This is a genomic window from Bradyrhizobium sp. WCU1 (assembly GCF_053474805.1).
On record NZ_CM130280.1, the window covers coordinates 7,133,022 to 7,153,657 of the forward strand.

General features: G+C 64.9%; 17 protein-coding genes. 13 read left to right on the forward strand and 4 right to left on the reverse strand.

The window, feature by feature from the left end; genetic code table 11:
* Nucleotides 1-62: 62 nt before the first annotated feature.
* Nucleotides 63-2,930, forward strand: a complete 2,868-nt coding sequence (locus ACTUWL_RS33485) for a valine--tRNA ligase (RefSeq protein WP_021079329.1) — start codon at nt 63-65, stop codon at nt 2,928-2,930.
* A 28-nt stretch (nt 2,931-2,958) separates the two neighbouring features.
* Here the strand turns inward: ACTUWL_RS33485 and ACTUWL_RS33490 are convergent, their stop codons facing one another.
* On the reverse strand, nt 2,959-3,564 hold the full coding sequence (locus ACTUWL_RS33490) for a DNA-3-methyladenine glycosylase (RefSeq protein ID WP_021079330.1): 606 nt from the start codon (nt 3,562-3,564) through the stop codon (nt 2,959-2,961).
* A 132-nt stretch (nt 3,565-3,696) separates the two neighbouring features.
* Here ACTUWL_RS33490 and lipA point away from each other — a divergent pair, with 132 nt between their 5' ends.
* The 4 genes from lipA to ACTUWL_RS33510 all read left to right on the forward strand — a co-directional run bounded on the left by lipA (nt 3,697) and on the right by ACTUWL_RS33510 (nt 7,207).
* Nucleotides 3,697-4,656 carry a lipoyl synthase gene (gene lipA, locus ACTUWL_RS33495; RefSeq protein WP_021079331.1) on the forward strand — a complete coding sequence of 320 codons (960 nt, stop codon included), beginning with the start codon at nt 3,697-3,699 and terminating at the stop codon, nt 4,654-4,656.
* A gap of 60 nt (nt 4,657-4,716) precedes the next feature.
* Nucleotides 4,717-5,256 (forward strand): hypothetical protein, encoded by a 540-nt coding sequence (locus tag ACTUWL_RS33500; protein WP_021079332.1) that lies wholly within the window; start codon nt 4,717-4,719, stop codon nt 5,254-5,256.
* Nucleotides 5,256-5,723, forward strand: a complete 468-nt coding sequence (locus tag ACTUWL_RS33505; protein ID WP_021079333.1) for a type II toxin-antitoxin system RatA family toxin — start codon at nt 5,256-5,258, stop codon at nt 5,721-5,723. The genes ACTUWL_RS33500 and ACTUWL_RS33505 overlap by 1 nt, the downstream gene beginning before the upstream one ends.
* A 1,238-nt stretch (nt 5,724-6,961) precedes the next feature.
* Nucleotides 6,962-7,207 (forward strand): ArsR/SmtB family transcription factor, encoded by a 246-nt coding sequence (locus tag ACTUWL_RS33510; RefSeq protein ID WP_409861856.1) that lies wholly within the window; start codon nt 6,962-6,964, stop codon nt 7,205-7,207.
* Nucleotides 7,208-7,465: 258 nt separating this feature from the next.
* Here ACTUWL_RS33510 and ACTUWL_RS33515 read toward each other — a convergent pair whose 3' ends face one another.
* A complete protein-coding gene (locus ACTUWL_RS33515) occupies nt 7,466-7,864 on the reverse strand; it encodes a BA14K family protein (RefSeq protein WP_035651598.1) in 399 nt (132 codons plus the stop codon).
* 263 nt (nt 7,865-8,127) lie between these two features.
* Here ACTUWL_RS33515 and ACTUWL_RS33520 point away from each other — a divergent pair, with 263 nt between their 5' ends.
* Nucleotides 8,128-8,787: a dihydrofolate reductase family protein gene (locus ACTUWL_RS33520; RefSeq protein ID WP_021079336.1), complete on the forward strand. Its 660-nt coding sequence runs from the start codon at nt 8,128-8,130 to the stop codon at nt 8,785-8,787.
* Between the two features lie 44 nt (nt 8,788-8,831).
* Here the strand turns inward: ACTUWL_RS33520 and ACTUWL_RS33525 are convergent, their stop codons facing one another.
* A complete protein-coding gene (locus ACTUWL_RS33525; RefSeq protein ID WP_021079337.1) occupies nt 8,832-9,431 on the reverse strand; it encodes a CinA family protein in 600 nt (199 codons plus the stop codon).
* Nucleotide 9,432: 1 nt separating this feature from the next.
* Complete coding sequence (locus ACTUWL_RS33530) at nt 9,433-10,644, reverse strand: bifunctional 2-C-methyl-D-erythritol 4-phosphate cytidylyltransferase/2-C-methyl-D-erythritol 2,4-cyclodiphosphate synthase (protein ID WP_021079338.1); 1,212 nt, start codon at nt 10,642-10,644, stop codon at nt 9,433-9,435.
* Nucleotides 10,645-10,932: 288 nt separating this feature from the next.
* Here ACTUWL_RS33530 and dusB point away from each other — a divergent pair, with 288 nt between their 5' ends.
* The 7 genes from dusB (at nt 10,933) to hflX (ending at nt 20,609) form a co-directional block, all read left to right on the forward strand.
* Nucleotides 10,933-11,934 carry a tRNA dihydrouridine synthase DusB gene (gene dusB, locus ACTUWL_RS33535; RefSeq protein WP_106940302.1) on the forward strand — a complete coding sequence of 334 codons (1,002 nt, stop codon included), beginning with the start codon at nt 10,933-10,935 and terminating at the stop codon, nt 11,932-11,934.
* Nucleotides 11,931-13,106 carry a two-component system sensor histidine kinase NtrB gene (locus ACTUWL_RS33540; RefSeq protein ID WP_021079340.1) on the forward strand — a complete coding sequence of 392 codons (1,176 nt, stop codon included), beginning with the start codon at nt 11,931-11,933 and terminating at the stop codon, nt 13,104-13,106. The genes dusB and ACTUWL_RS33540 overlap by 4 nt, the downstream gene beginning before the upstream one ends.
* Before the next feature lie 9 nt (nt 13,107-13,115).
* A complete protein-coding gene (gene ntrC, locus ACTUWL_RS33545; RefSeq protein WP_021079341.1) occupies nt 13,116-14,558 on the forward strand; it encodes a nitrogen regulation protein NR(I) in 1,443 nt (480 codons plus the stop codon).
* A gap of 178 nt (nt 14,559-14,736) precedes the next feature.
* Nucleotides 14,737-17,184 carry a sensor histidine kinase NtrY-like gene (locus ACTUWL_RS33550; protein ID WP_035651599.1) on the forward strand — a complete coding sequence of 816 codons (2,448 nt, stop codon included), beginning with the start codon at nt 14,737-14,739 and terminating at the stop codon, nt 17,182-17,184.
* A gap of 17 nt (nt 17,185-17,201) precedes the next feature.
* Entirely contained in the window at nt 17,202-18,572 is a 1,371-nt protein-coding gene (gene ntrX / locus ACTUWL_RS33555; protein WP_021079343.1) for a nitrogen assimilation response regulator NtrX, read from the forward strand.
* A gap of 382 nt (nt 18,573-18,954) precedes the next feature.
* Nucleotides 18,955-19,203, forward strand: a complete 249-nt coding sequence (gene hfq / locus ACTUWL_RS33560; RefSeq protein ID WP_006020546.1) for an RNA chaperone Hfq — start codon at nt 18,955-18,957, stop codon at nt 19,201-19,203.
* Nucleotides 19,204-19,214: 11 nt separating this feature from the next.
* Complete coding sequence (gene hflX / locus ACTUWL_RS33565) at nt 19,215-20,609, forward strand: GTPase HflX (protein WP_021079344.1); 1,395 nt, start codon at nt 19,215-19,217, stop codon at nt 20,607-20,609.
* Nucleotides 20,610-20,636: the final 27 nt, after the last annotated feature.

Genomic DNA, 20,636 nt, shown 5'->3' on the forward strand with positions numbered 1-20,636 from the left:
CGGTTGACTTGGTGCGCTCCGGCGGCTTTCTAACCTTTCCCCATGGTCCACAGCGCATTGTCATGATCGAGAAAAACTACCAGCCCGCCGATATCGAGCACCGCATGGCCCGGATCTGGGAGGAGAGCGGGGCGTTCAAGGCCGGCAGGCCCGAGCGCAAGGACGCCGCGCCCTTCACCATCGTGATCCCGCCGCCGAATGTGACCGGTTCGCTGCACATGGGCCACGCGCTCAACAACACGCTGCAGGACATCCTGTGCCGTTTCGAGCGGATGCGTGGCCGCGACGTGCTGTGGCAGCCCGGCACCGATCATGCCGGCATCGCCACCCAGATGGTGGTCGAGCGCCAGCTGATGGAACGGCAGGAGCCGGGACGGCGCGACATGGGCCGCGCCAAATTCCTTGAGCGGGTCTGGCAGTGGAAGGCCGAGAGCGGCGGCACCATCGTCAACCAGCTCAAGCGCCTCGGCGCATCCTGCGACTGGTCGCGCGAGCGCTTCACCATGGACGAAGGGCTGTCGCGCGCCGTCGTCAAGGTATTCGTCGAACTGCACCGCGAGGGCCTGATCTACAAGGACAAGCGCCTCGTCAATTGGGACCCGAAGCTGCTCACCGCGATCTCCGATCTCGAGGTGCAGCAGGTCGAGGTCAAGGGCCATCTCTGGTACCTGCGCTATCCGATCGAAGGCCGCAGCTTCAACCCCGACGATCCGAAATCGTTCATCGTGGTCGCGACGACGCGCCCCGAGACGATGCTCGGCGACACCGCGGTCGCGGTGCATCCGGACGATGAGCGCTACACGGACCTGGTCGGCAAGCATGTCATCCTGCCGCTGGTCGGCCGCAAGATTCCGATCGTCGCCGACGATTATTCCGATCCGGAGAAGGGCTCGGGCGCGGTCAAGGTGACGCCGGCGCACGACTTCAACGACTTCGAGATCGGCAAGCGCCACGGCCTGCCACAGATCAGCGTGCTCGACCAGGAAGGCTGCCTCAGCCTTGTCGGCAACGAGGACTATCTGCGCGGCCTGCCTGTTGGCGCCGACGAGTTCGCCGCCGAGTTCGACAAGATCGAGCGCTTCGCCGCGCGCAAGAAGATCGTCGCGAGGCTGGAGGAGTTCGGCTTCCTGGAGCGGATCGAGCCCAACACTCACATGGTGCCGCATGGTGACCGCTCCGGCGTCGTGATCGAGCCGTATCTGACCGACCAGTGGTATGTCGACGCCAAGACGCTGGCGCAGCCGGCGATGGCCGCGGTGCGCTCGGGCGAAACCACCTTCGTGCCGAAGAATTGGGAAAAGACCTATTTCGAGTGGATGGAGAACATCCAGCCCTGGTGCATCTCGCGCCAGCTCTGGTGGGGCCATCAGATCCCGGCGTGGTACGGCCCCGACGGCAAGGTGTTCGTCGCCGAGACCGAGGAAGAGGCTGTCGGCAACGCGCTCGGCTATTACGTCGAGCAGGAGGTCATTACGCCGGAGCAGGGCCACGACATGGCCACGGACCCCGCCAAGCGCGAGGGCTTCATCACGCGTGACGAGGACGTGCTCGACACCTGGTTCTCGTCGGCGCTGTGGCCGTTCTCGACCTTGGGATGGCCGGACGATGTGCCGGAGGTTGCGCGCTACTACCCGACCAACACGCTGGTCACGGGCTTCGACATCATCTTCTTCTGGGTCGCCCGGATGATGATGATGGGTCTGCATTTCATGAAGCAGGCGCCGTTCTCGACCGTCTACATCCACCGTCTCGTCCGCGACGAGAAGGGCGCCAAGATGTCGAAGTCGAAGGGCAACGTCATCGATCCACTCGGCGTGATCGACGAATACGGCGCCGACGCGCTGCGCTTCGCGCTGACCCGTGAGGCGGCACAGGGCCACGACATCCGCCTGTCGCCGCATCTGGTCGAGACCAACCGCAATTTCGCGACCAAGTTCTGGAACGCCTGCCGCTTCGCCGAGATGAACGAGTGCGTGAAGCCGGACGGGTTCGATCCGAAGAACGCGAAGGAAACCTTGAACCGCTGGATCGCGCACGAGACCTCGCGCGTCACCCGTGAGGTGACCGAGACGATCGAGGATCATCGTTTCAACGATGCGGCAGCCGCGATCTACCGGTTCGTCTGGAACGTGTTCTGCGACTGGTATCTCGAACTCGCAAAGCCGGTGCTGATGGGCGAGGAGGGCGCGGCCAAGGCCGAGACCCGCGCCATGATCGCCTGGACGCGCGACGAGATCCTCAAGCTGCTGCATCCGTTCATGCCCTTCATCACCGAAGAGCTGTGGGCCGTGACCGCGAAGCGCGACGGCCTCCTGGTGCTGGCGTCTTGGCCGCGCAAATCGGGCGTGACCGGCGAGCAACTGGCGGCGATCGCGACCGCCGGTCCAGTCGTCGACCCGATCATCCCTCCGGTCATTGCCGCGCTCGACGCCGACGAGTTCAGCGATCCCGCGGCCGAAGCTGAGATCGGCTGGGTGGTCGATCTCGTCACCACGATGCGTTCGGTGAAAGCGGAGATGAACATTCCGCCATCGACGCTGACGCCGCTGGTGATCGTGACCAACTCGGATGAAACGCGGGACCGTGCGCGGCGCTGGAACGACACCATCAAGCGGCTCGCTCGGTTGTCGGAGATCTCGTTCGCGGACGCCGCGCCGGAAGGCGCGATGCAGCTGCTGGTCCGCGGTGAAGTCGTCGCATTGCCGCTGAAGGGCGTGATCGATCTTGCCGCCGAACGGGCGCGGCTCGAGAAGGAGCTCGGCAAGGCCGACGCCGACATCAAGCGCGTCGACGCAAAACTCTCCAACGAGAAGTTCGTCGCCAACGCGCCGGAAGAGCTCGTCGAGGAAGAGAAGGAAAAGCGCGCGGCAGCGCAGGAACGCCGGGCGAAGATCCTCGAGGCGATCGAGCGGCTGAAGAAGGCGTCGTAGCGGACGCCTTGAGTAGACGCCTTGGCGTTCAAAACCGCTTGCTGAGGAACTTCGATCCCTTCAGCCCGTAGCGCCAGGGCAGCTCGACGGCCTTGGTGATGCCGATCCGGATCCCGGTGACGATGTCGGGCGTCTCCAGCCGGGCGTGGAGCGCGATCGGCGGACGGTCCAGCGGCAGCTCGCTATGGGCGATGGTGATGCCCATCGCTTCGCACAGCTTGCCCGGCCCCGAGCATAGCGCGCGTTCGTCCTCCAGCCCGCGCCGCCGGCGCATCGCGGCGAGCCCATGGGTCGGCTCGATCGCGCGGATCAGCACGGCGCTGGCCGAGCCAGCTTCCTCGCAGACGAAATTGACGCACCAATGGATGCCGTAGGAACGGTAGACATAGGAGAAGCCCGGCGGGCCGAACATCACCTGGTTGCGCGGGGTCGGTCCGTTGAACGAGTGCGCCGCCGGCTCGGTGTGATGGTAGGCCTCGACCTCGGTGATGATGCCGCCGACCCCGCCGACCAGGAAGGTCGCGCCGATCAGGTCGGGCGCGACCTCAAGGACGCTGCGATCGAAGAAGGAGCGTTTCAGCGCCTTGCCGAGGCGCGGCACGGTCGCACGGGTCGAGCGGGGTTTTTGAGCCATTTTGAGGTGGGAATCGGCGTGGAACGGACCGCAACACTGCCAATATCTGGGCTGATCTGCTAGGGTCGCGGTGCGGGTTGCGAGCCGCGTCAACACCGATTAGCTATGGTTTCTCGCGACTTGCAGGCACCTATGGTCACCATTGTCGACACCATCTCCACCACCCAGCTCCGCCCGCGCCACCCCGAAAAGGTGAACCGGCCGGATGCCGTATCGCCGCCGAAGCCGGACTGGATCCGGGTTCGCGCGCCGAACACGCGCGGCTATGCGGATACGCGCAAGATCGTGAAGGAGAACGGCCTCGTCACGGTGTGCGAGGAGGCGGGCTGCCCCAATATCGGTGAGTGCTGGGACAAGAAGCACGCCACCTTCATGATCATGGGTGACACCTGCACCCGCGCTTGCGCATTCTGCAACGTCAAGACCGGCATGCCGGGCGCGCTCGACGCCAATGAGCCCGAACACGTCGCCGAGGCGGTGTCCAAGCTGGGATTGGCCCACGTCGTCATCACCTCGGTCGATCGCGACGATCTCGCTGACGGCGGCGCGGAGCATTTCGCGCAAGTCATCCGCGCCATCCGTGCGCGCTGCCCGACCACCACGATCGAGATCCTGACGCCGGACTTCCTGCGCAAGGACGGTGCGCTGGAGCGCGTGGTCGCGGCCAAGCCCGACGTCTTCAACCACAATCTGGAAACCGTGCCATCGCGCTATCTGACGGTCCGTCCCGGCGCGCGCTATTTCCATTCGATCCGGCTGTTGCAGCGGGTCAAGGAGATGGACCCGACCATCTTCACCAAGTCGGGCATCATGGTCGGTCTCGGCGAGGAGCGGCATGAGGTGCTCCAGGTGATGGACGATCTGCGCTCGGCCGAGGTCGATTTCCTGACCATCGGCCAGTATCTGCAGCCGACGCGCAAGCATCACGCCGTGATGCGCTACGTGACCCCGGACGAATTCGCGGGCTACGAGCGCGTGGCCTATACCAAGGGCTTTCTGATGGTGTCGGCGAGCCCGCTGACACGCTCGTCGCATCATGCCGGCGAGGATTTTGCGAAACTGCAGGCGGCACGCACGGCTCGTGGCCGCTAGTACTTTTTACCTCGGTGAGCCGGTGCCAGCCCGTGCTCGACCGAACCTTGGACTGGACCAATGCAGCGCGTTCTGGTGATGGGATCGTCCGGGTCCGGCAAGTCGACTTTTGCCCGGCGGCTGTCCGCTCTGACGGGTATCCCGACCGTGTCGATCGACGCGCTGTTCTGGAAGCCGGGCTGGGTCGAGTCCGACAAGGACGACTTCGAGCGTCGCATGATCGAAGTCGCGCGCGAGCCGCGCTGGATCATGGACGGCAACTACACCAGGAATGGTGCAGGTGAACTGCGCCGGGAGCTCTCCGATACGATCATCTGGTTCGACCTGCCGCGGTCGACCTGCATGCTTGGGATCCTGGGGCGCATTGCCGGGAGCTACGGTCAGGTTCGCCCCGAGATGGCGGCTGGTTGCCCGGAGAAGATTGATCTCGAGTTCTTCCGCTACGTCTGGACCTATCGCGAGCAGCAGCGGCCGAAGCTGGTCGAATATTTCGAGGGCCTGCGCCCCGATCAATCGCTGGTCTGCTTCACAGCCCGGACCCAGGCGGACGATTACCTGAAGAGCCTCGCACGCCAGCAAAACCGTGCGAGTATCCACTGATGCCACGATTCTCCAGCAAGCGGCGGGTCCGCCACACCGCACCTCAAATGTTCGATCTGGTCGCCGACGTCGAGCGCTATCCGGAATTCGTGCCGTTGTGCCAGGCGCTCAAGATCCGTCAGCGGACGCCCAAGGACGACGGCACCGAAATCGTGGTCGCCGACATGACGGTCTCCTTCAAGCTGGTGCGGGAAACCTTCACCAGCAAGGTGACGCTCGATCGGCCCAACTTGAAGATCCTGGTCGAATATCTGCGCGGCCCGTTCAGCAATCTGGAGAACCGCTGGAGCTTCGAGCCGAAGTCGGAGACCGAATGCGATGTCGGCTTCTTCCTGGACTACGAATTCAGGAGTCGGATGCTGGCGATGCTGATGGGCTCGATGTTCGACGCCGCATTCGGACGCTTTGCGCTTGCTTTCGAGAAGCGGGCCGACCAGATTTACGGCAAGCCGCAGCTGTCAACGTAAGCGCTCTCGTTGCGAAACGCGCCGCAATGCGTCCGCGTCGATCAGCGGGTGCTCCGATGCGGCAGTACCGGTCGAGCCTGGCAAAGGCCAACGAGGACAGCACGAGGATCGCAGCTCCGATCACCGTTTCCGCACTTTGCGGCGTGCCATAGATGTAGTGCTCTCCGATCATGGTGACGATCGGTACAAAATAGAATACGACGCCGATTTTCGACGCCTGATGTCGTGACAGCAGATAGAGGAGCAGTACGTTCGCGCCAACTGACACGACGAGTATCATCCATGCGGCGGAGATCAGGAAGCCGACATCCAGCGTGGCTCGCCAACCGGTCACCGCCACGACTGTTCCGAAGACGAGCGCCGAGCCGATATATTGCCAAACGATCGAGCGCGCGACGGCGACGCCGATTTGCTTCTGCAATGCGGTCCCAACGGTGATGGCCAGAAGCGCAATCACCCCGAACCCGACACCCGAAACGGAACCGTCGCCTACCGCGCGTGTGCCGACGACGGCCAATACCAGTCCCAAGAATGCGGCCAGCAAGAGCACCATGCCCCGCCACGGCACCCTTTCTCGTGCGATCCAGGGGGTGAGCAGAGGCTGAGCACCCAGTATGATCGTGAGGGTGCTGGGTGACAGTCCGTGGGCGATAGCCAGGAAATAGGCGCCTTGGTAGCCCGCCTGTAGCAACAGGCCGACCGAGATCGCCCAAAGGACGGTTCGACCAGGCAGGGCCAGGGCGGCGCGAAAGTCGGATCGAAACGCCACGAGCAGGACGACCGAGAGCACAAGCGTCGCGCCGATGGAGCGAACGGCAAGGAACGTCCAAACGGACGAACTCATGAGGCCAAGCTTTACGAAAATTGCACCGCTGCTCCACATGACCAGAAACAGCATTGGGGCCACGACGCTCAGCGAGGCGTGGTGTCCGGGCCGCATCGTCGTTGCAGCGCGATCCGGCGCCCGACCTGAAATCCGAGCGGGCGCCGCATCATCCAGGTCTCCTGGCTCGTCGGCGGATCCATCAGTCATCAACGTGCCCAACGACTTCCTGCATCGCAGCGCGCGATCATATTGTCATTTGGCTAAATGACAATATGATCGGCGCATGGAACGATCCGCACAGATCAGAGCGCTGGCCAGCGAAGCCAGGATGCTGATATTGAGGCTCTTGGCCAGGCCTCGGAGGCACTTCGGCCATCAACGGTCGGCCGATCCCGTCGAAGTTGGGGTTTGCATGACGCTGATCGCGGAGGCCCTTGCGATTACGCAACCCACCGCAAGCCGGCATCTTGAGATTCTCAAGCGCGCAGGGTTCATCGCGGTTCGACGGCACCACAAATGGTCTTACTGCAAGCGGAACGAAGCTGCGATTCAGGATCACCTGGAATGGATCAGGCATGAGCTTCAGATCCGAAACGGATCTGCCGGAGCTGCAAGCAGCACGCGCCCCGCTCAATCCCGCGCTCGCATGGCGCGCTGAGAATTGCTGACGGAGCCCGGATGCTCGCGACAGCTACGCACCGACGCGGCGAGGTTCCAGAGCGTTGGCGGCATGAGGATTGTTTCATGCCGATCCTGACCGCGACCTGCAAACGTGCGCCGCTGTACCGAAGGTTCAGGTCAAGCCGGCGGTCGACCTGAACCAGTTTCATGTTGACGGCCTTGGGCCGTCGATTTTGATTAGGCTGGTCAACTCGTGACCGACTGTTGCGGATCGGAAATCGTTCCGCGCGCCGACTTACGGGCAGGAACGGCGCACGCCGCCGGAGGCGATGTAGGTGCCGGATGCGGGATCGTAGGAGCGGAAACGCCGGGAGCAATAGGCGTCGTTGTTGGCCTTCGCCTGGCTCGCCGCGATCGCGCCGCCGATGATCGCGCCGGCCGCAAGCCCGCCGATCACCGCGCCGGCATTGCCGCGGCCGTGATGACGGTGGCCGTAGTAGCCGCCGCGATAGCCACCGTGGTAACCGTGACGCGGGCCGCCGTGCCAGTGGCGGTACTGCACGTGCGCGACGGAGCTGGGCTGGCCCTGCAAATGCGCGGGCGCGAGCGGCGCGGCAGCTGAGGGTGCAATCGTGGTCAGCGTCATGGCGCCCGCGGCAATTGCGGCCACGACCAAAGTTCCCAACTTCATCATTTTCTCCTTGTTGTGGGATTGCGGTTGAAACACCGCATGTTGGAACGGAAGAAACTGCGAAGCGACGTCAGGGTTCCACTTGAGATGGTGTCACTAAGTCGCAATTGACACGACCGGCCCATGCCCGACCTGACGTGACCAGGATTCGCGCGATGGGACGACACTGCCGGAAGTCTTGCGAAGAATTTCGCGCAGAGTGTCGGATTCTCCCCGTCCACGTCGTCCTTGGGTCATCTCGATGATAATCACCCAGGGAGCTCGAAGTGAGAAAGATTGTTGTTGGCGCCTTCATCAGCCTGGACGGCGTCATGCAGTCCCCCGGCGGCCCGCAGGAAGATCCGATCGGCGGCTTCAGCTTCGGCGGCTGGTTCGCGCCGCTGTTCGACGAGAAGACCGGCGAGGTCATCGGCGAGATGTTCGCCAGTCCGTTCGATCTGCTGCTTGGCCGCAAGACCTACGACATCTTTGCCGCGCACTGGCCCTATGTCGACAAGAGCGATCCGATCGGCCCGCTGTTCGATCGCATCACGAAATATGTCGCCACCCGCGACGCCACCCGCAAGCTGAGCTGGCAGAACAGCGAGACGCTTGGGGCCGACGCCGTCGGCGCTTTGAAGAAGTTGAAGCAGTCCGACGGACCGAATCTCCTCACCCAGGGATCGAGTGATTTTCTCAAGACATTGCTGGCCGCCGGCCTCGTCGATGAGCTCAATCTCTTCATCGCGCCGCTCATCCTCGGCAAGGGCAAGCGCCTGTTCGCCGACAGCGGCCAGCCAGGCAATCTGAAGCTGGTGTCTTCGCAGGTCATGCCGTCCGGCGTCATCCACGCCAAATACGTTCCAGACGGCGAGGTGAAGACCGGCTCGTTCGAATTCGATACGCCAACTGAGGCGGAGCTCGAGCGTCGCAAGAACCTGATGTGAATCAAGAGCGGGTCAGCATATGGAGGCCGGTGCCGCGGCCGGTCTCATCCGCGCGGCGGCCGCCGCCGTTTCGCGGCGTGGCTGCGCGGCGAACGGGCCACTCGTGGTCGCAACCGGCTGGCAGTCTCTCGGCGGGGTTTTGCGGCCTGCGGCGGGCGCGCGAGTTCCATCAGCATGCGCAGCGCCTCGACGACGGAACGCTGCCGCACCGCGCTGCGGCCGATCGCGCCGAACCGCTGCTCACGATGGAGGATGCGGCCGTCGCGTGCGGCGACAGCGAAATGCACGAGGCCTACCGGCTTGCCTGGCGTCGCCCCGCCGGGGCCGGCGATTCCGGTGATCGAGACCGCAAGGTCGACGCCGGCCTTCTCCAGCGCACCGATCGCCATCGCGGTCGCGGTTTCCTTGCTCACCGCGCCAAACGTCTCCAGCGTCGCCGCCTTTACGCCAAGCATCACCCGCTTGGCCTCGTTCGAATAAGTCACGAAGCCGCGGTCAATGACGTCGGACGAACCGGGGATGTCGGTGAGCGCGCCAGCGACCAGGCCGCCGGTGCAGGATTCGGCGGTCGCAATCGTGAGCTTGCGCATCCGGCACAGGTCGAGCAGCGAGCGGGAGAGGGCACGAGCGTCGCTGCCGCCCATGTCAGGCACTCCGGCCCTTGTCGTCCCAACCTTGCTCGTCCCAAGGCAGGCGGACCGTGGCGCTCGCGGTCGCCGCGATGCCTTCCTCGCGACCGGTGAAGCCGAGCCGCTCGCTGGTGGTGGCCTTGACTGCGACGCGCGAGATGTGGACACCGGAGATCTCCGCGATCTTCGCCCGCATGGTGTCGCGCAGCGGACCGATCTTCGGCCGCTCGCAGATCAGCGTCACTTCGAGGTTGGCGATCCGCCCGCCGCGCGCGGTAACGCGCTCGACGGCATATTTCAGGAATTGGTCGGAGGAAGCGCCCTTCCACTTGGCATCGCTCGGCGGGAAGTGCGAGCCGATGTCGCCGTCGGCCAGCGCGCCGAGGATGGCGTCGACCAGCGCATGCAATCCGACATCGCCGTCGGAATGGGCAAGGAACCCCTTGCTGTGCGGCACGCGCACGCCGCAGATCATCACGTGATCGCCTTCGCCAAAGGCATGCACGTCGTAGCCGGTGCCGGTCCTGATGTCGCCGAGCTGGCTGGCGAGCCGCGCTTCCTCGCGCACGAAGTCTTCGGGGGTGGTGAGTTTCATGTTGGCAGCATCGCCTTCAAACGTCGCAACGGTCAATCCCGCCCATTCAGCAAGCGCGGCATCATCGGTGAAATCGCTGCGGCCCTCGCGCGCGGCACGACGATGCGCTTCCAATATTACGTCGAAACGAAACGCCTGCGGCGTCTGCGCGATCCGCAGGCGCGCGCGCTCCGGCGTCGCTTCGACATCGCCGGTATCGCCGGTGAGCTTGATCGTGTCGGTGACGGGAATGACGGGGATCGCCGCGCCGGTCCGGCCGGCTGCCGCGATCGCGCGTGAGATCACGGCTTCGGTCACGAAGGGACGGGCGGCGTCATGGATCAGCACGATGTCCGGCTTCTCGGCGGCGAGCGCCTCGAGCCCGGCATGGACCGAGGCCTGCCGGGTCGCGCCGCCTGGTGTCGGCGGTCGGTGACGAAGGCCCGCGACCGCTTCATCGAACAGCGCGGCATCGTCAGGATTGACCACCGGCTGCACCGCAAAGACGTCAGGATGTCCGGAGAACGCCTCCATGGCGCGGTAGATCACGGTCTGCCCGCCGATCGTCCGATATTGCTTCGGACCGCCTGCGCCGGCGCGAAGTCCACGGCCGGCTGCGACAAGAATAGCTGCGGTACGCTCAAGCTTCGGCATTTTGAACCAGTGACAGACGAATCTGGGATGAGGGGGACGGCGGGGATCGCCCGCCGCGCACAGCCCTTAGCATGACCGCTGCGCAAAAACAGAGCGTTTGCCGCTGACTGTGGGAAAAGCAGATTTTGTTGCGGTGCACTTGCGTCGGTGGTACAAATGTCTAAACCGTAGGCATGAGCCTTGACTGCACAAGAATTGTGCGCAGAATAGACGATGTCAGCTGCAATGGCGTGGCTGCAAAACGACGAGACGGCTGTGACCGGCGTGCAAAGTACTCCTCGTAACCCATTGAAAATAGGCGATATTGCTGTCGCCAACCGGGTTCTTCTTGCGCCCATGTCCGGCATCACTGACGCGCCCTTCCGGCGACTCGCTGCCACTTTGGGCGCCGGCCTGGTGGTCTCCGAGATGACCGCCAGCGACGATCTGGTGAATGGCAAGCCGATGTCGAAGCTGCGTTGTGAGGCAGCCGGGATCGGGACGCATGTGGTCCAGCTTGCGGGCTGCCAGGCCCATTGGATGGCGGAGGGCGCGCGGATCGCCGAGGACGCCGGCGCCGACATCATCGACATCAACATGGGCTGCCCGGCACGCCATGTCACCGGCGGCCAGTCTGGCTCGGCCCTGATGCGTGACCTCGACCACGCGGTCACGTTGATCGATGCGACCATCGCCGCGGTCAAGGTGCCGGTGACGCTGAAGATGCGGCTCGGCTGGGACGATCGCTCGCTCAACTCGCCCGAGCTGGCGCGCCGGGCCGAAGCCTCAGGCGTGCAGATGATCACCGTGCATGGCCGCACCCGCTGCCAGTTCTACAAGGGCGAGGCGAACTGGAACGCGGTGCGCGCGGTCAAGGACGCCGTCTCGGTCCCGGTCGTGGTCAACGGCGACATCACCTCATTCCACAAGGCCGTCGGCGCGCTGCAGATGTCGGGCGCCGACGCCGTCATGATCGGCCGCGGCGCCCAGGGGCAACCGTGGCTGCCCGGCCAGATCGGCCGCCGGCTCGAGACCGGGGTCGCCGAAACCGCGCCATCGCTCGCCGAGCAACTCAAGCATGTTCGCGCGCTCTATGACGAGATCTGCAGCCATTACGGTCTGCGCATCGGGCTCAAGCATGCGCGCAAGCATCTCGGCTGGGCGCTGGAGACCGCGGCCGCCTACAGCTGCGCACCAACGGCCACGTTGAAGGCCTGGCGGCAGGCGATTCTGACCGCGGAGCAGCCGTCCAGCGTGCATCGCTCGCTCGAGGACGCCTACGACGATTTTGCCTGGAGTGCTGCCGCATGACGTCAGCCATGGAATTTCGCCGGCCCGTGCCTACCGATGGCGAGGCCATCCTCAACGCGCTGCCCAATCCGGTGCTGCTGGTCGCACCCGACGGCCGGATCGTCGACGCCAATATCGCCGCCGAATCCTTCTTCGAGATCTCGACCCAATTCCTGCGCCGGCAGTCGCTGAAGGAGCTGGTGCCGTTCGGCAGCCCGCTGCTTGCGCTGATCGAGCAGGTGCGGGCCAGCGGCTCGCCGGTCAATGAATACAAGGTCGATCTCGGCACGCCGCGGATCGGCGGCGATCGCCAGGTCGATCTTCACGTCGCGCCACTGACCGAGCGGCCCGGCCACATCGTGGTTATGCTGCAGGAGCGCACCATCGCCGACAAGATGGACCGCCAGCTCACCCATCGCAGTGCGGCGCGTTCGGTGATCGCGCTGGCGGCGATGCTCGCCCATGAGATCAAGAACCCGCTGTCCGGCATCCGCGGCGCAGCGCAGCTGTTGGAGCAGCAGGCCTCATCCGAGGACCGGCTTTTGACGCGGCTGATCTGCGACGAGGCGGACCGCATCGTCACGCTGGTCGACCGCATGGAAGTGTTCGGCGACGATCGTCCGGTGGCGCGCGGCCCGGTCAATATCCATTCCGTGCTCGACCATGTGAAGCGGCTGGCGCAATCCGGCTTTGCCCGCAATGTCCGCTTCATCGAGGACTACGATCCGTCGCTGCCGCCGGTGCTCGCCAACCAGGACCAGCTGATCCAGGTGTTCCTCAATCTGGTGAAGAACGCGGCCGAAGCGGTCGCCGACCTCGGCACCGATGCGGAGATCCACCTCACCACGGCTTTCCGCCCGGGCGTGCGGCTGTCGGTGCCCGGCAAGAAATCGCGGGTCTCGCTGCCGCTGGAATTCTGCGTCAAAGACAATGGCTCAGGCGTGCCGGAAGACCTGCTGCCGAACCTGTTCGATCCCTTCGTCACCACCAAGCAGACCGGCAGCGGGCTCGGCCTCGCGCTGGTCGCCAAGATCGTTGGCGATCACGGCGGCATCATCGAGTGCGAGTCGCAGCCGCGCAAAACCACTTTCCGTGTGCTGATGCCGATGTACAGCGTCGCCAAGCAACACGACCAAAGCAACCGCGATGACGTTCCGGGTACGTCCTCGCCTGCCTCTCAGGATGCACGATGAGGAACACCAATGCCTGCAGGTAGCATACTTGTCGCTGACGACGACACCGCCATCCGGACCGTCCTGAACCAGGCGCTGTCGCGCGCCGGCTACGAAGTGCGCCTGACCGGCAATGCCGCCACGCTGTGGCGCTGGGTCAGCCAGGGCGAGGGCGATCTCGTCATCACCGACGTGGTGATGCCCGACGAGAACGCGTTCGATCTGTTGCCGCGGATCAAGAAGATGCGGCCGAATTTACCAGTCATCGTGATGAGCGCGCAGAACACCTTCATGACCGCGATCCGCGCCTCCGAGCGCGGCGCCTACGAGTATCTGCCGAAGCCGTTCGACCTCAAGGAGCTGATCACCATCGTCGGCCGCGCGCTGGCCGAACCGAAGGAGCGGGTCTCCAGTCCCGCCGACGACGGCGAGTTCGACTCGATCCCGCTGGTCGGCCGCTCGCCGGCGATGCAGGAAATCTACCGCGTGCTGGCGCGGTTGATGCAGACCGATCTCACGGTGATGATCTCCGGCGAGTCCGGCACCGGCAAGGAGCTGGTCGCCCGCGCGCTGCACGATTACGGCCGGCGCCGCAACGGCCCGTTCGTCGCGGTCAACATGGCGGCGATCCCGCGCGACCTCATTGAGTCCGAGCTGTTCGGCCATGAGCGCGGCGCATTCACCGGCGCCAACACCCGTGCTTCCGGCCGCTTCGAGCAGGCCGAGGGCGGCACGCTGTTCCTCGACGAGATCGGCGACATGCCGATGGAGGCGCAGACCCGGCTGCTGCGCGTGCTGCAGCAGGGCGAATACACCACCGTCGGCGGCCGCACCCCGATCAAGACCGACGTGCGCATCGTCGCGGCCTCCAACAAGGACCTGCGCATCCTGATCCAGCAGGGCCTGTTCCGCGAGGATCTGTTCTTCCGCCTCAACGTAGTGCCGCTGCGGCTGCCGCCGTTGCGCGAGCGCATCGAGGATCTGCCCGACCTGATCCGGCATTTCTTCTCGCTTGCCGAGAAGGACGGCCTGCCGCCGAAGAAGCTCGATGCCCAGGCGCTGGAGCGGCTCAAGCAGCACCGCTGGCCGGGCAACGTCCGCGAACTGGAGAACCTCGCCCGGCGGCTCGCCGCGCTCTATCCGCAAGACGTCATCACCGCCTCGGTCATCGACGGCGAGCTGGCGCCGCCGGCGGTGACCTCGGGCAGCACCGCGACTGTCGGCGTCGACAATCTCGGCGGCGCGGTCGAGGCCTATCTGTCCTCGCACTTCTCCGGTTTCCCGAACGGGGTGCCGCCGCCGGGCCTCTATCACCGCATCCTCAAGGAGATCGAGATCCCGCTGCTGACCGCCGCGCTGGCGGCGACCCGCGGCAACCAGATCCGGGCCGCCGACCTGCTCGGATTGAACCGCAACACCCTGCGCAAGAAGATCCGCGACCTCGACATCCAGGTCTACCGGAGCGGCGGGTAGCAGGAGCGGGCACCGGCGCGAGGACTCACGACAGTTATTGAGTAGTCACAAATGGTTTTGCGGACATCGAGCCGCACTGCGGTTTGCGCCGCGGAAATGTCGCAATTCGGCAACATTGTGATATGATTGCATCAGTTCGCAATTCCCGCGGGCGATCGCTCTCAGCTCAATTGCCGGTATGACCAGCGCAGACACCACCGCTTCAACGTTACACGCGTCACCGGCCGAGCCCCGAGCAGAGGCGCGGGGCTTTCCGTTGCGGCGCTGGCTGGCGCCGTTCGCCGTGGCCATCGCGCTGTTGTCCGCCTTCCTCACCTTCGTGGTGCTGACCGGCCTGACCCCGATCGAGCCGACGCCCGAGGTGGTCCGCTCCTTCCTGCTGATCAATGCCGGCTCGATCCTGCTGCTGGTCGGCATCATTGTCCGGGAAGTCTGGCAGATGGTGCAGGCGAGGCGGCGGGGCCGGGCGGCGGCGCGGCTGCACGTCCAGATCGTCGGCCTGTTCTCGGTGATCGCGGTGCTGCCCGCCGTGCTGGTGTCGATCGTCGCCAACGTCACGATCGAGCGCGGCCTCGACCGGCTGTTCTCGGGCCCCACCAAGCAGGTGATCCAGAACTCGCTGACCATCGCCAGCGCCTACATGCAGGAGCATGCCCAGCTCATCAACGGCGACACGCTGGCGATGGCCAACGACCTCGCCCATGCGCGGCCACTCTACGACCAGGACCGCATGACGTTCCTGCAGCTGATGACGGCCGGCGCCGAGTCGCGCAACCTGCCGGTCGCGGTGTTGATGGACAAGGACGGCAAGATCGTCGCCAGCGCCGAAACCGGCGTCCGGCTGAACTACGAGGCGCCGCCGCCCGACATCCTGAAGGACATCAACGAAACCGAGCCGAAGATCTCGGTGTTCCCGGAAAACTACGTCGCCTCCGTGGTCCGGCTGCGGGCCTATGACGACATGTTCCTGTATGTGGCGCGGCTGCTCGATCCGGCTGTTGTCGCCCAACTCAAGCAGACCCAGACCAGCGCCGCCGAATATGCCCAGGTCGAGACCCAGAGGCTCGGTGTCCAGGTGGCGTTCGCGCTGATGTTCGCGGTGATCGCACTGACCATCCTGATGGCTTCGGTGCTGATCGGGCTGAACTTCGCCAACGGGCTGGTGTCGCCCATCCGCCAGCTGATGGGCGCGGCGAGCGAGGTCTCGACCGGCAATCTCAATGTCCAGGTGCCGGTGCATAAATCGGCCAGCGACCTCGCGCTGCTCGGCGAAACCTTCAACAAGATGACCCAGGAGCTGCGCACCCAGCGCAACGAGCTGGTCGACGCCAGCGAGACGATCGACAGCCGCCGCCGCTTCATCGAGGCGGTGCTGTCCTCGGCCTCTGCCGGCATCATCGGGGTCGACGCGTCGGGCAGCGTCGGCATCCTCAATCGGTCGGCGGAAAAGCTGATCGGGCACGCCGAGTCCGAGACGCTCGGCCATCCGCTCTCGGACGTGCTGCCCGAACTCGACGAGATGATGAAGACCGCGCGCGAGGGCACGCAACGCCTGGTGCAGGGCCAGGTCACGATCCTGCGCGACGGCAATGAGCGCAATCTGTCGGTTCGCGTCTCGGCCGAGCAGACCAGCCAGTCGCATGAGAGCTACATCATCACGCTCGACGACATCACCGAATTGGTCTCCGCGCAGCGCACCTCGGCCTGGGGCGACGTCGCCCGCCGCATCGCCCATGAGATCAAGAACCCGCTGACCCCGATCCAGCTCTCCGCCGAGCGCATCCGCCGTAAATTCGGCAAGACCATCACCGAAGCGAAGGACAAGTCGATCTTCGAGCAGTGCACCGACACCATCGTGCGCCAGGTCGACGATATCAGGCGCATGGTCGACGAGTTCTCACGCTTTGCGCGGATGCCCAAGCCCGTGATGGAAGGCGAGGACGTCGCCGACGTGGTGCGCCAGGCCGTGTTCCTGATGAAGGTCGCGCATCCCGATCTCGCCATCGAGGCCGACATCAAGCAGTCGCCGCTGCCCGCGCAATTCGACCGCCGGCTGATCTCGCAGGCGCTGACCAACATCATCAAGAACGCCACCGAGGCGATCGAGCAGGTGCCGCCCGAGGAGCTCGGCAAGGGCCGCATCGACGTCGTGGCGCAGCGCGAGAACGACGACGTCCTGATCGACGTCGTCGACAACGGCATCGGCCTGCCCAAGGTCGCTCGCGCGCGCCTGCTCGAGCCCTATGTCACGACGCGGGCCAAGGGCACCGGGCTTGGACTTGCGATCGTCGGCCGCGTTCTGGAGGACCATGGCGGCCGCATCGAGCTCAAGGACGCCTCCGATTTCCGCGAGGGCCAGCGTGGTGCCTGGATGCGGCTGCGCTTCTCCGTCACGGGCCAGGCGGCCAAGCCCGAGCACAAGCCTGAAAGCAAGGAACAAAAACCGGACGCGACACCGGACAAGACCGAATCCGACATTGAAAAAAATCCGCCGGAAGAGTCGACCAACGGCCCGGCACAGGCGACCAACAATGAACCAAAAATCCAAGAAGCAAACAGCCAAGAGCCAAATGCGCAAGAGCCAAGAAGCCAAGAGCCAAAAATCAAAGCCGCGACGGGCGACTGACAAGGCAGGTGTAACCCATGGCAAGTGACATTCTGATTGTCGACGACGAAGCTGACATTCGTGACCTCGTCGCGGGTATCCTGGACGATGAGGGCTTCTCCACGCGCACTGCGCGCGACAGCGATTCGGCGCTCGCCGAGATCGCCAATCGCCGCCCGAACCTGGTCTTCCTCGACATCTGGCTGCAGGGCTCCAAGCTCGACGGCCTGCAACTGCTCGAACAGATCAAGAAGGACAATGCCGATTTGCCGGTCGTGATGATCTCCGGCCACGGCAACATCGAGACCGCGGTCGCCGCGATCAAGCGCGGCGCCTATGACTTCATCGAGAAGCCGTTCAAGTCGGACCGGCTGATCCTGGTCGCGACCCGGGCGCTCGAGACCTCGCGGCTGAAGCGCGAGGTCAAGGAGCTCAAGCAACTGGCGCCGGCGGCAAGCGTGCTGACCGGCCGCTCGGCCTGCATGAACCAGCTGCGCCAGACCATCGACCGCGCTGCCAAGGCCAACAGCCGCATCCTGATCGTCGGTCCCTCCGGGGCCGGCAAGGAGCTCGCCGCGCGCACGCTGCATCATGCGTCGGGTCGCGCCGAGGGTCCGTTCGTGGTGATCAATGCGGCCGCGATCACGCCGGAGCGCATGGAGATCGAGCTGTTCGGCATCGAGGGATCGAACGGCGAGCAGCAGCGCAAGGCCGGCGCGCTCGAAGAAGCGCATGGCGGCACGCTGTTCATCGACGAGATCGCCGACATGCCGCGCGAGACCCAGAACAAGATCCTGCGCGTGCTGGTCGATCAGACCTTCCAGCGCCAGGGCGGCACCAGCAAGGTCCATGTCGACGTCCGCATCATCTCCTCGACCGCACGTAACCTCGAGGAAGAGATCGCCGCGGGCCGTTTCCGCGAAGACCTCTATCACCGCCTGTCGGTGGTGCCGATCCGGGTGCCGCCGCTGTCGGAGCGCCGCGAGGACATCCCCGAGCTGATCGACTATTTCATGGACCAGATCTCGGCCGCCACCGGCCTGCCGAAGCGGCAGATCGGACAGGACGCGATGGCCGTGCTGCAGTCCCATGTCTGGCCGGGCAACGTCCGCCAGCTGCGCAACAATGTGGAGCGCGTGATGATCCTGGCCGGCGGCGGACCGGAGGCGATCATCACCGCCGACATGCTGCCGCAGGACGTCGGCTCGATGGTGCCGGCGATGCCGACCTCCAACAATGGCGAGCACATCATGGGCTTGCCGCTGCGCGAGGCGCGGGAGGTGTTCGAGCGCGATTATCTGATCGCCCAGATCAGCCGCTTCTCCGGCAATATCTCGCGCACCGCGGAGTTCGTCGGCATGGAGCGTTCGGCGCTGCATCGCAAGCTGAAGGCGCTCGGGGTCGGCTGACGCTCAGGGGCGGCCGATCACGACGTGCCCTGGGCAGGCAACCGCCCGCGACCTGGAGCGAGGCCCCGGCGCTCACCGCCGGGACCAGGCTTCGGGGCCAGGTAGAGCGCCGGCGAGGCGAGGGCAAGACACGGTACAGCCGGGGATTTATCCACTCTCCACGAGAATATTCGTCTCTTTCCTTGCGCTTTCTTAGAATTGCCACCGTGTTCCTACCGACTGCACCCCGAACCGGCTTGCCTAAAAACCGCGCGTGGCCTCTAATCCTACCGCTACGCCTGCCAGAGGGGGATCTCAGGGCAGGTGGGCAGCCGGAGGAGGCTCCGTCAGAGAGCCGCAACCGGTTCAATAAAAAGAAGCACAAGCTTGCGGGACAAAAACAATGGCGGCAGACCGCGCACAAAATCTACAAGACACCTTCCTTAATCACGTTCGTAAAACCAAGACGCCACTGACGATATTTCTGGTCAACGGGGTAAAGCTGCAGGGCATTGTCACATGGTTCGACAATTTCTGCTTGCTGCTGCGGCGCGACGGTCATTCGCAGCTTGTCTACAAGCACGCGATCTCGACTATCATGCCGGGAGCTCCGATTCAGCTGTTCGAAGGTGGCGAGGACGCACCTGCTTGAGAGTGAACTGATTGGAACCCTTCGATCGTGAAGGGGGCGCCGACCGGACCAAGTCTAGGCCCGGGTCGGCCGGGAACGGCGGTACCGGGCGAGTCATCGTCATCGGCCCGTACCTGCGCGCGCGCCGTGGCGACGGCGACGCGCAGCCGGATTCCGCGATCCGCGACTACGAAGCACGGATCGAGGAGGCCGCCGGCCTCGCCGGTGCGATCGACCTCACCGTCGTTGAGTCCGTTGTCGCGCCGATCAGCCAGATCCGGCCCGCGACCTATCTCGGCAAGGGCAAGGTGGAGGAGATCAACGGCCTCGTCGCCAGCAACACGGTCGAACTCGTGGTGATGGATTGCGCGCTGTCGCCGATCCAGCAGCGCAACCTCGAGAAGGCCTGGAGCACCAAGGTGCTCGACCGCACTGGCCTGATCCTGGAAATCTTCGGCCGCCGCGCCAAGACCAAGGAAGGTGCGCTGCAGGTCGAGCTCGCCCATCTCAACTATCAGCGCAGCCGCCTGGTGCGGTCATGGACCCATCTCGAGCGCCAGCGCGGCGGCTTCGGCTTCATGGGCGGCCCCGGCGAGACCCAGATCGAGGCCGACCGCCGCCTGATCAGCGAGCGCATCACCAAGCTCGAGGGCGAATTGAAGAAGGTGCAGGCGACGCGGCGGCTGCATCGCGCCGGCCGCCAGCGCGTGCCCTACCGCGTGGTGGCACTGGTCGGCTACACCAATGCCGGCAAATCGACCCTGTTCAACCGCCTGACCCGGTCTGACGTGCAGGCCGCCGACATGCTGTTCGCGACGCTCGACCCGACCCTGCGCGCGCTCAATTTGCCGCATGGCGGCAGAGCGATGCTGTCGGACACGGTCGGCTTCATTTCCAATCTGCCGACCCAACTGGTCGCTGCGTTCCGCGCCACGCTGGAGGAGGTGCTGGAAGCCGACATCGTCCTGCATGTCCGCGACATCTCCCATGAAGACGCCGAGGCACAGGAGCGCGACGTCGAGGGCGTGCTGCGCCAGCTCGGCATCGATCCCGACGCCGATGGCGGCCTGCGCATCATCGAGGTCTGGAACAAGATCGACCGCTTCGATCCCGAGGAGCGGGACAATCTGCGCAACATTGCTGCGCGCCGCCCGCCGGAGCGGCCATGCTTCCTGGTTTCGGCCGTGACCGGCGAGGGGATCGACGCATTGTTGACCGCGATCGAGGATCGCCTCGCGGCCAAGCGCATCACGCTCGACCTGTCGATCGACGCCGCCGATGGCGCCGGCATCAGCTGGCTGCACCGCAATGCCGAGGTCCTGAGCAAGGAGCTTCATGGCGAGCGGTTCGACATGACGGTGCGGGTCGACGAGACCAAGCGCGACATCGTCGTGTCACGATTCGATGCTCTGCCGCACGGGACGTAGCGTCCCGGAAGTCCGAGACGGCAAGGG

Bases quoted from the DNA above. Each gene is read 5' to 3' on its own strand.
- ACTUWL_RS33510 (WP_409861856.1), top strand. From the start codon at position 6,962: ATGACGCTGATCGCGGAGGCCCTTGCGATTACGCAACCCACCGCAAGC.
- ACTUWL_RS33530 (WP_021079338.1), bottom strand. From the start codon at position 10,644: ATGCCGAAGCTTGAGCGTACCGCAGCTATTCTTGTCGCAGCCGGCCGT.
- ACTUWL_RS33515 (WP_035651598.1), bottom strand. From the start codon at position 7,864: ATGATGAAGTTGGGAACTTTGGTCGTGGCCGCAATTGCCGCGGGCGCC.
- ntrC (WP_021079341.1), top strand. From the start codon at position 13,116: ATGCCTGCAGGTAGCATACTTGTCGCTGACGACGACACCGCCATCCGG.
- hfq (WP_006020546.1), top strand. From the start codon at position 18,955: ATGGCGGCAGACCGCGCACAAAATCTACAAGACACCTTCCTTAATCAC.
- ACTUWL_RS33550 (WP_035651599.1), top strand. From the start codon at position 14,737: ATGACCAGCGCAGACACCACCGCTTCAACGTTACACGCGTCACCGGCC.
- ACTUWL_RS33505 (WP_021079333.1), top strand. From the start codon at position 5,256: ATGCCACGATTCTCCAGCAAGCGGCGGGTCCGCCACACCGCACCTCAA.
- ACTUWL_RS33485 (WP_021079329.1), top strand. From the start codon at position 63: ATGATCGAGAAAAACTACCAGCCCGCCGATATCGAGCACCGCATGGCC.
- ACTUWL_RS33525 (WP_021079337.1), bottom strand. From the start codon at position 9,431: ATGGGCGGCAGCGACGCTCGTGCCCTCTCCCGCTCGCTGCTCGACCTG.
- ACTUWL_RS33490 (WP_021079330.1), bottom strand. From the start codon at position 3,564: ATGGCTCAAAAACCCCGCTCGACCCGTGCGACCGTGCCGCGCCTCGGC.
- ntrX (WP_021079343.1), top strand. From the start codon at position 17,202: ATGGCAAGTGACATTCTGATTGTCGACGACGAAGCTGACATTCGTGAC.
- lipA (WP_021079331.1), top strand. From the start codon at position 3,697: ATGGTCACCATTGTCGACACCATCTCCACCACCCAGCTCCGCCCGCGC.
- ACTUWL_RS33500 (WP_021079332.1), top strand. From the start codon at position 4,717: ATGCAGCGCGTTCTGGTGATGGGATCGTCCGGGTCCGGCAAGTCGACT.
- ACTUWL_RS33540 (WP_021079340.1), top strand. From the start codon at position 11,931: ATGACGTCAGCCATGGAATTTCGCCGGCCCGTGCCTACCGATGGCGAG.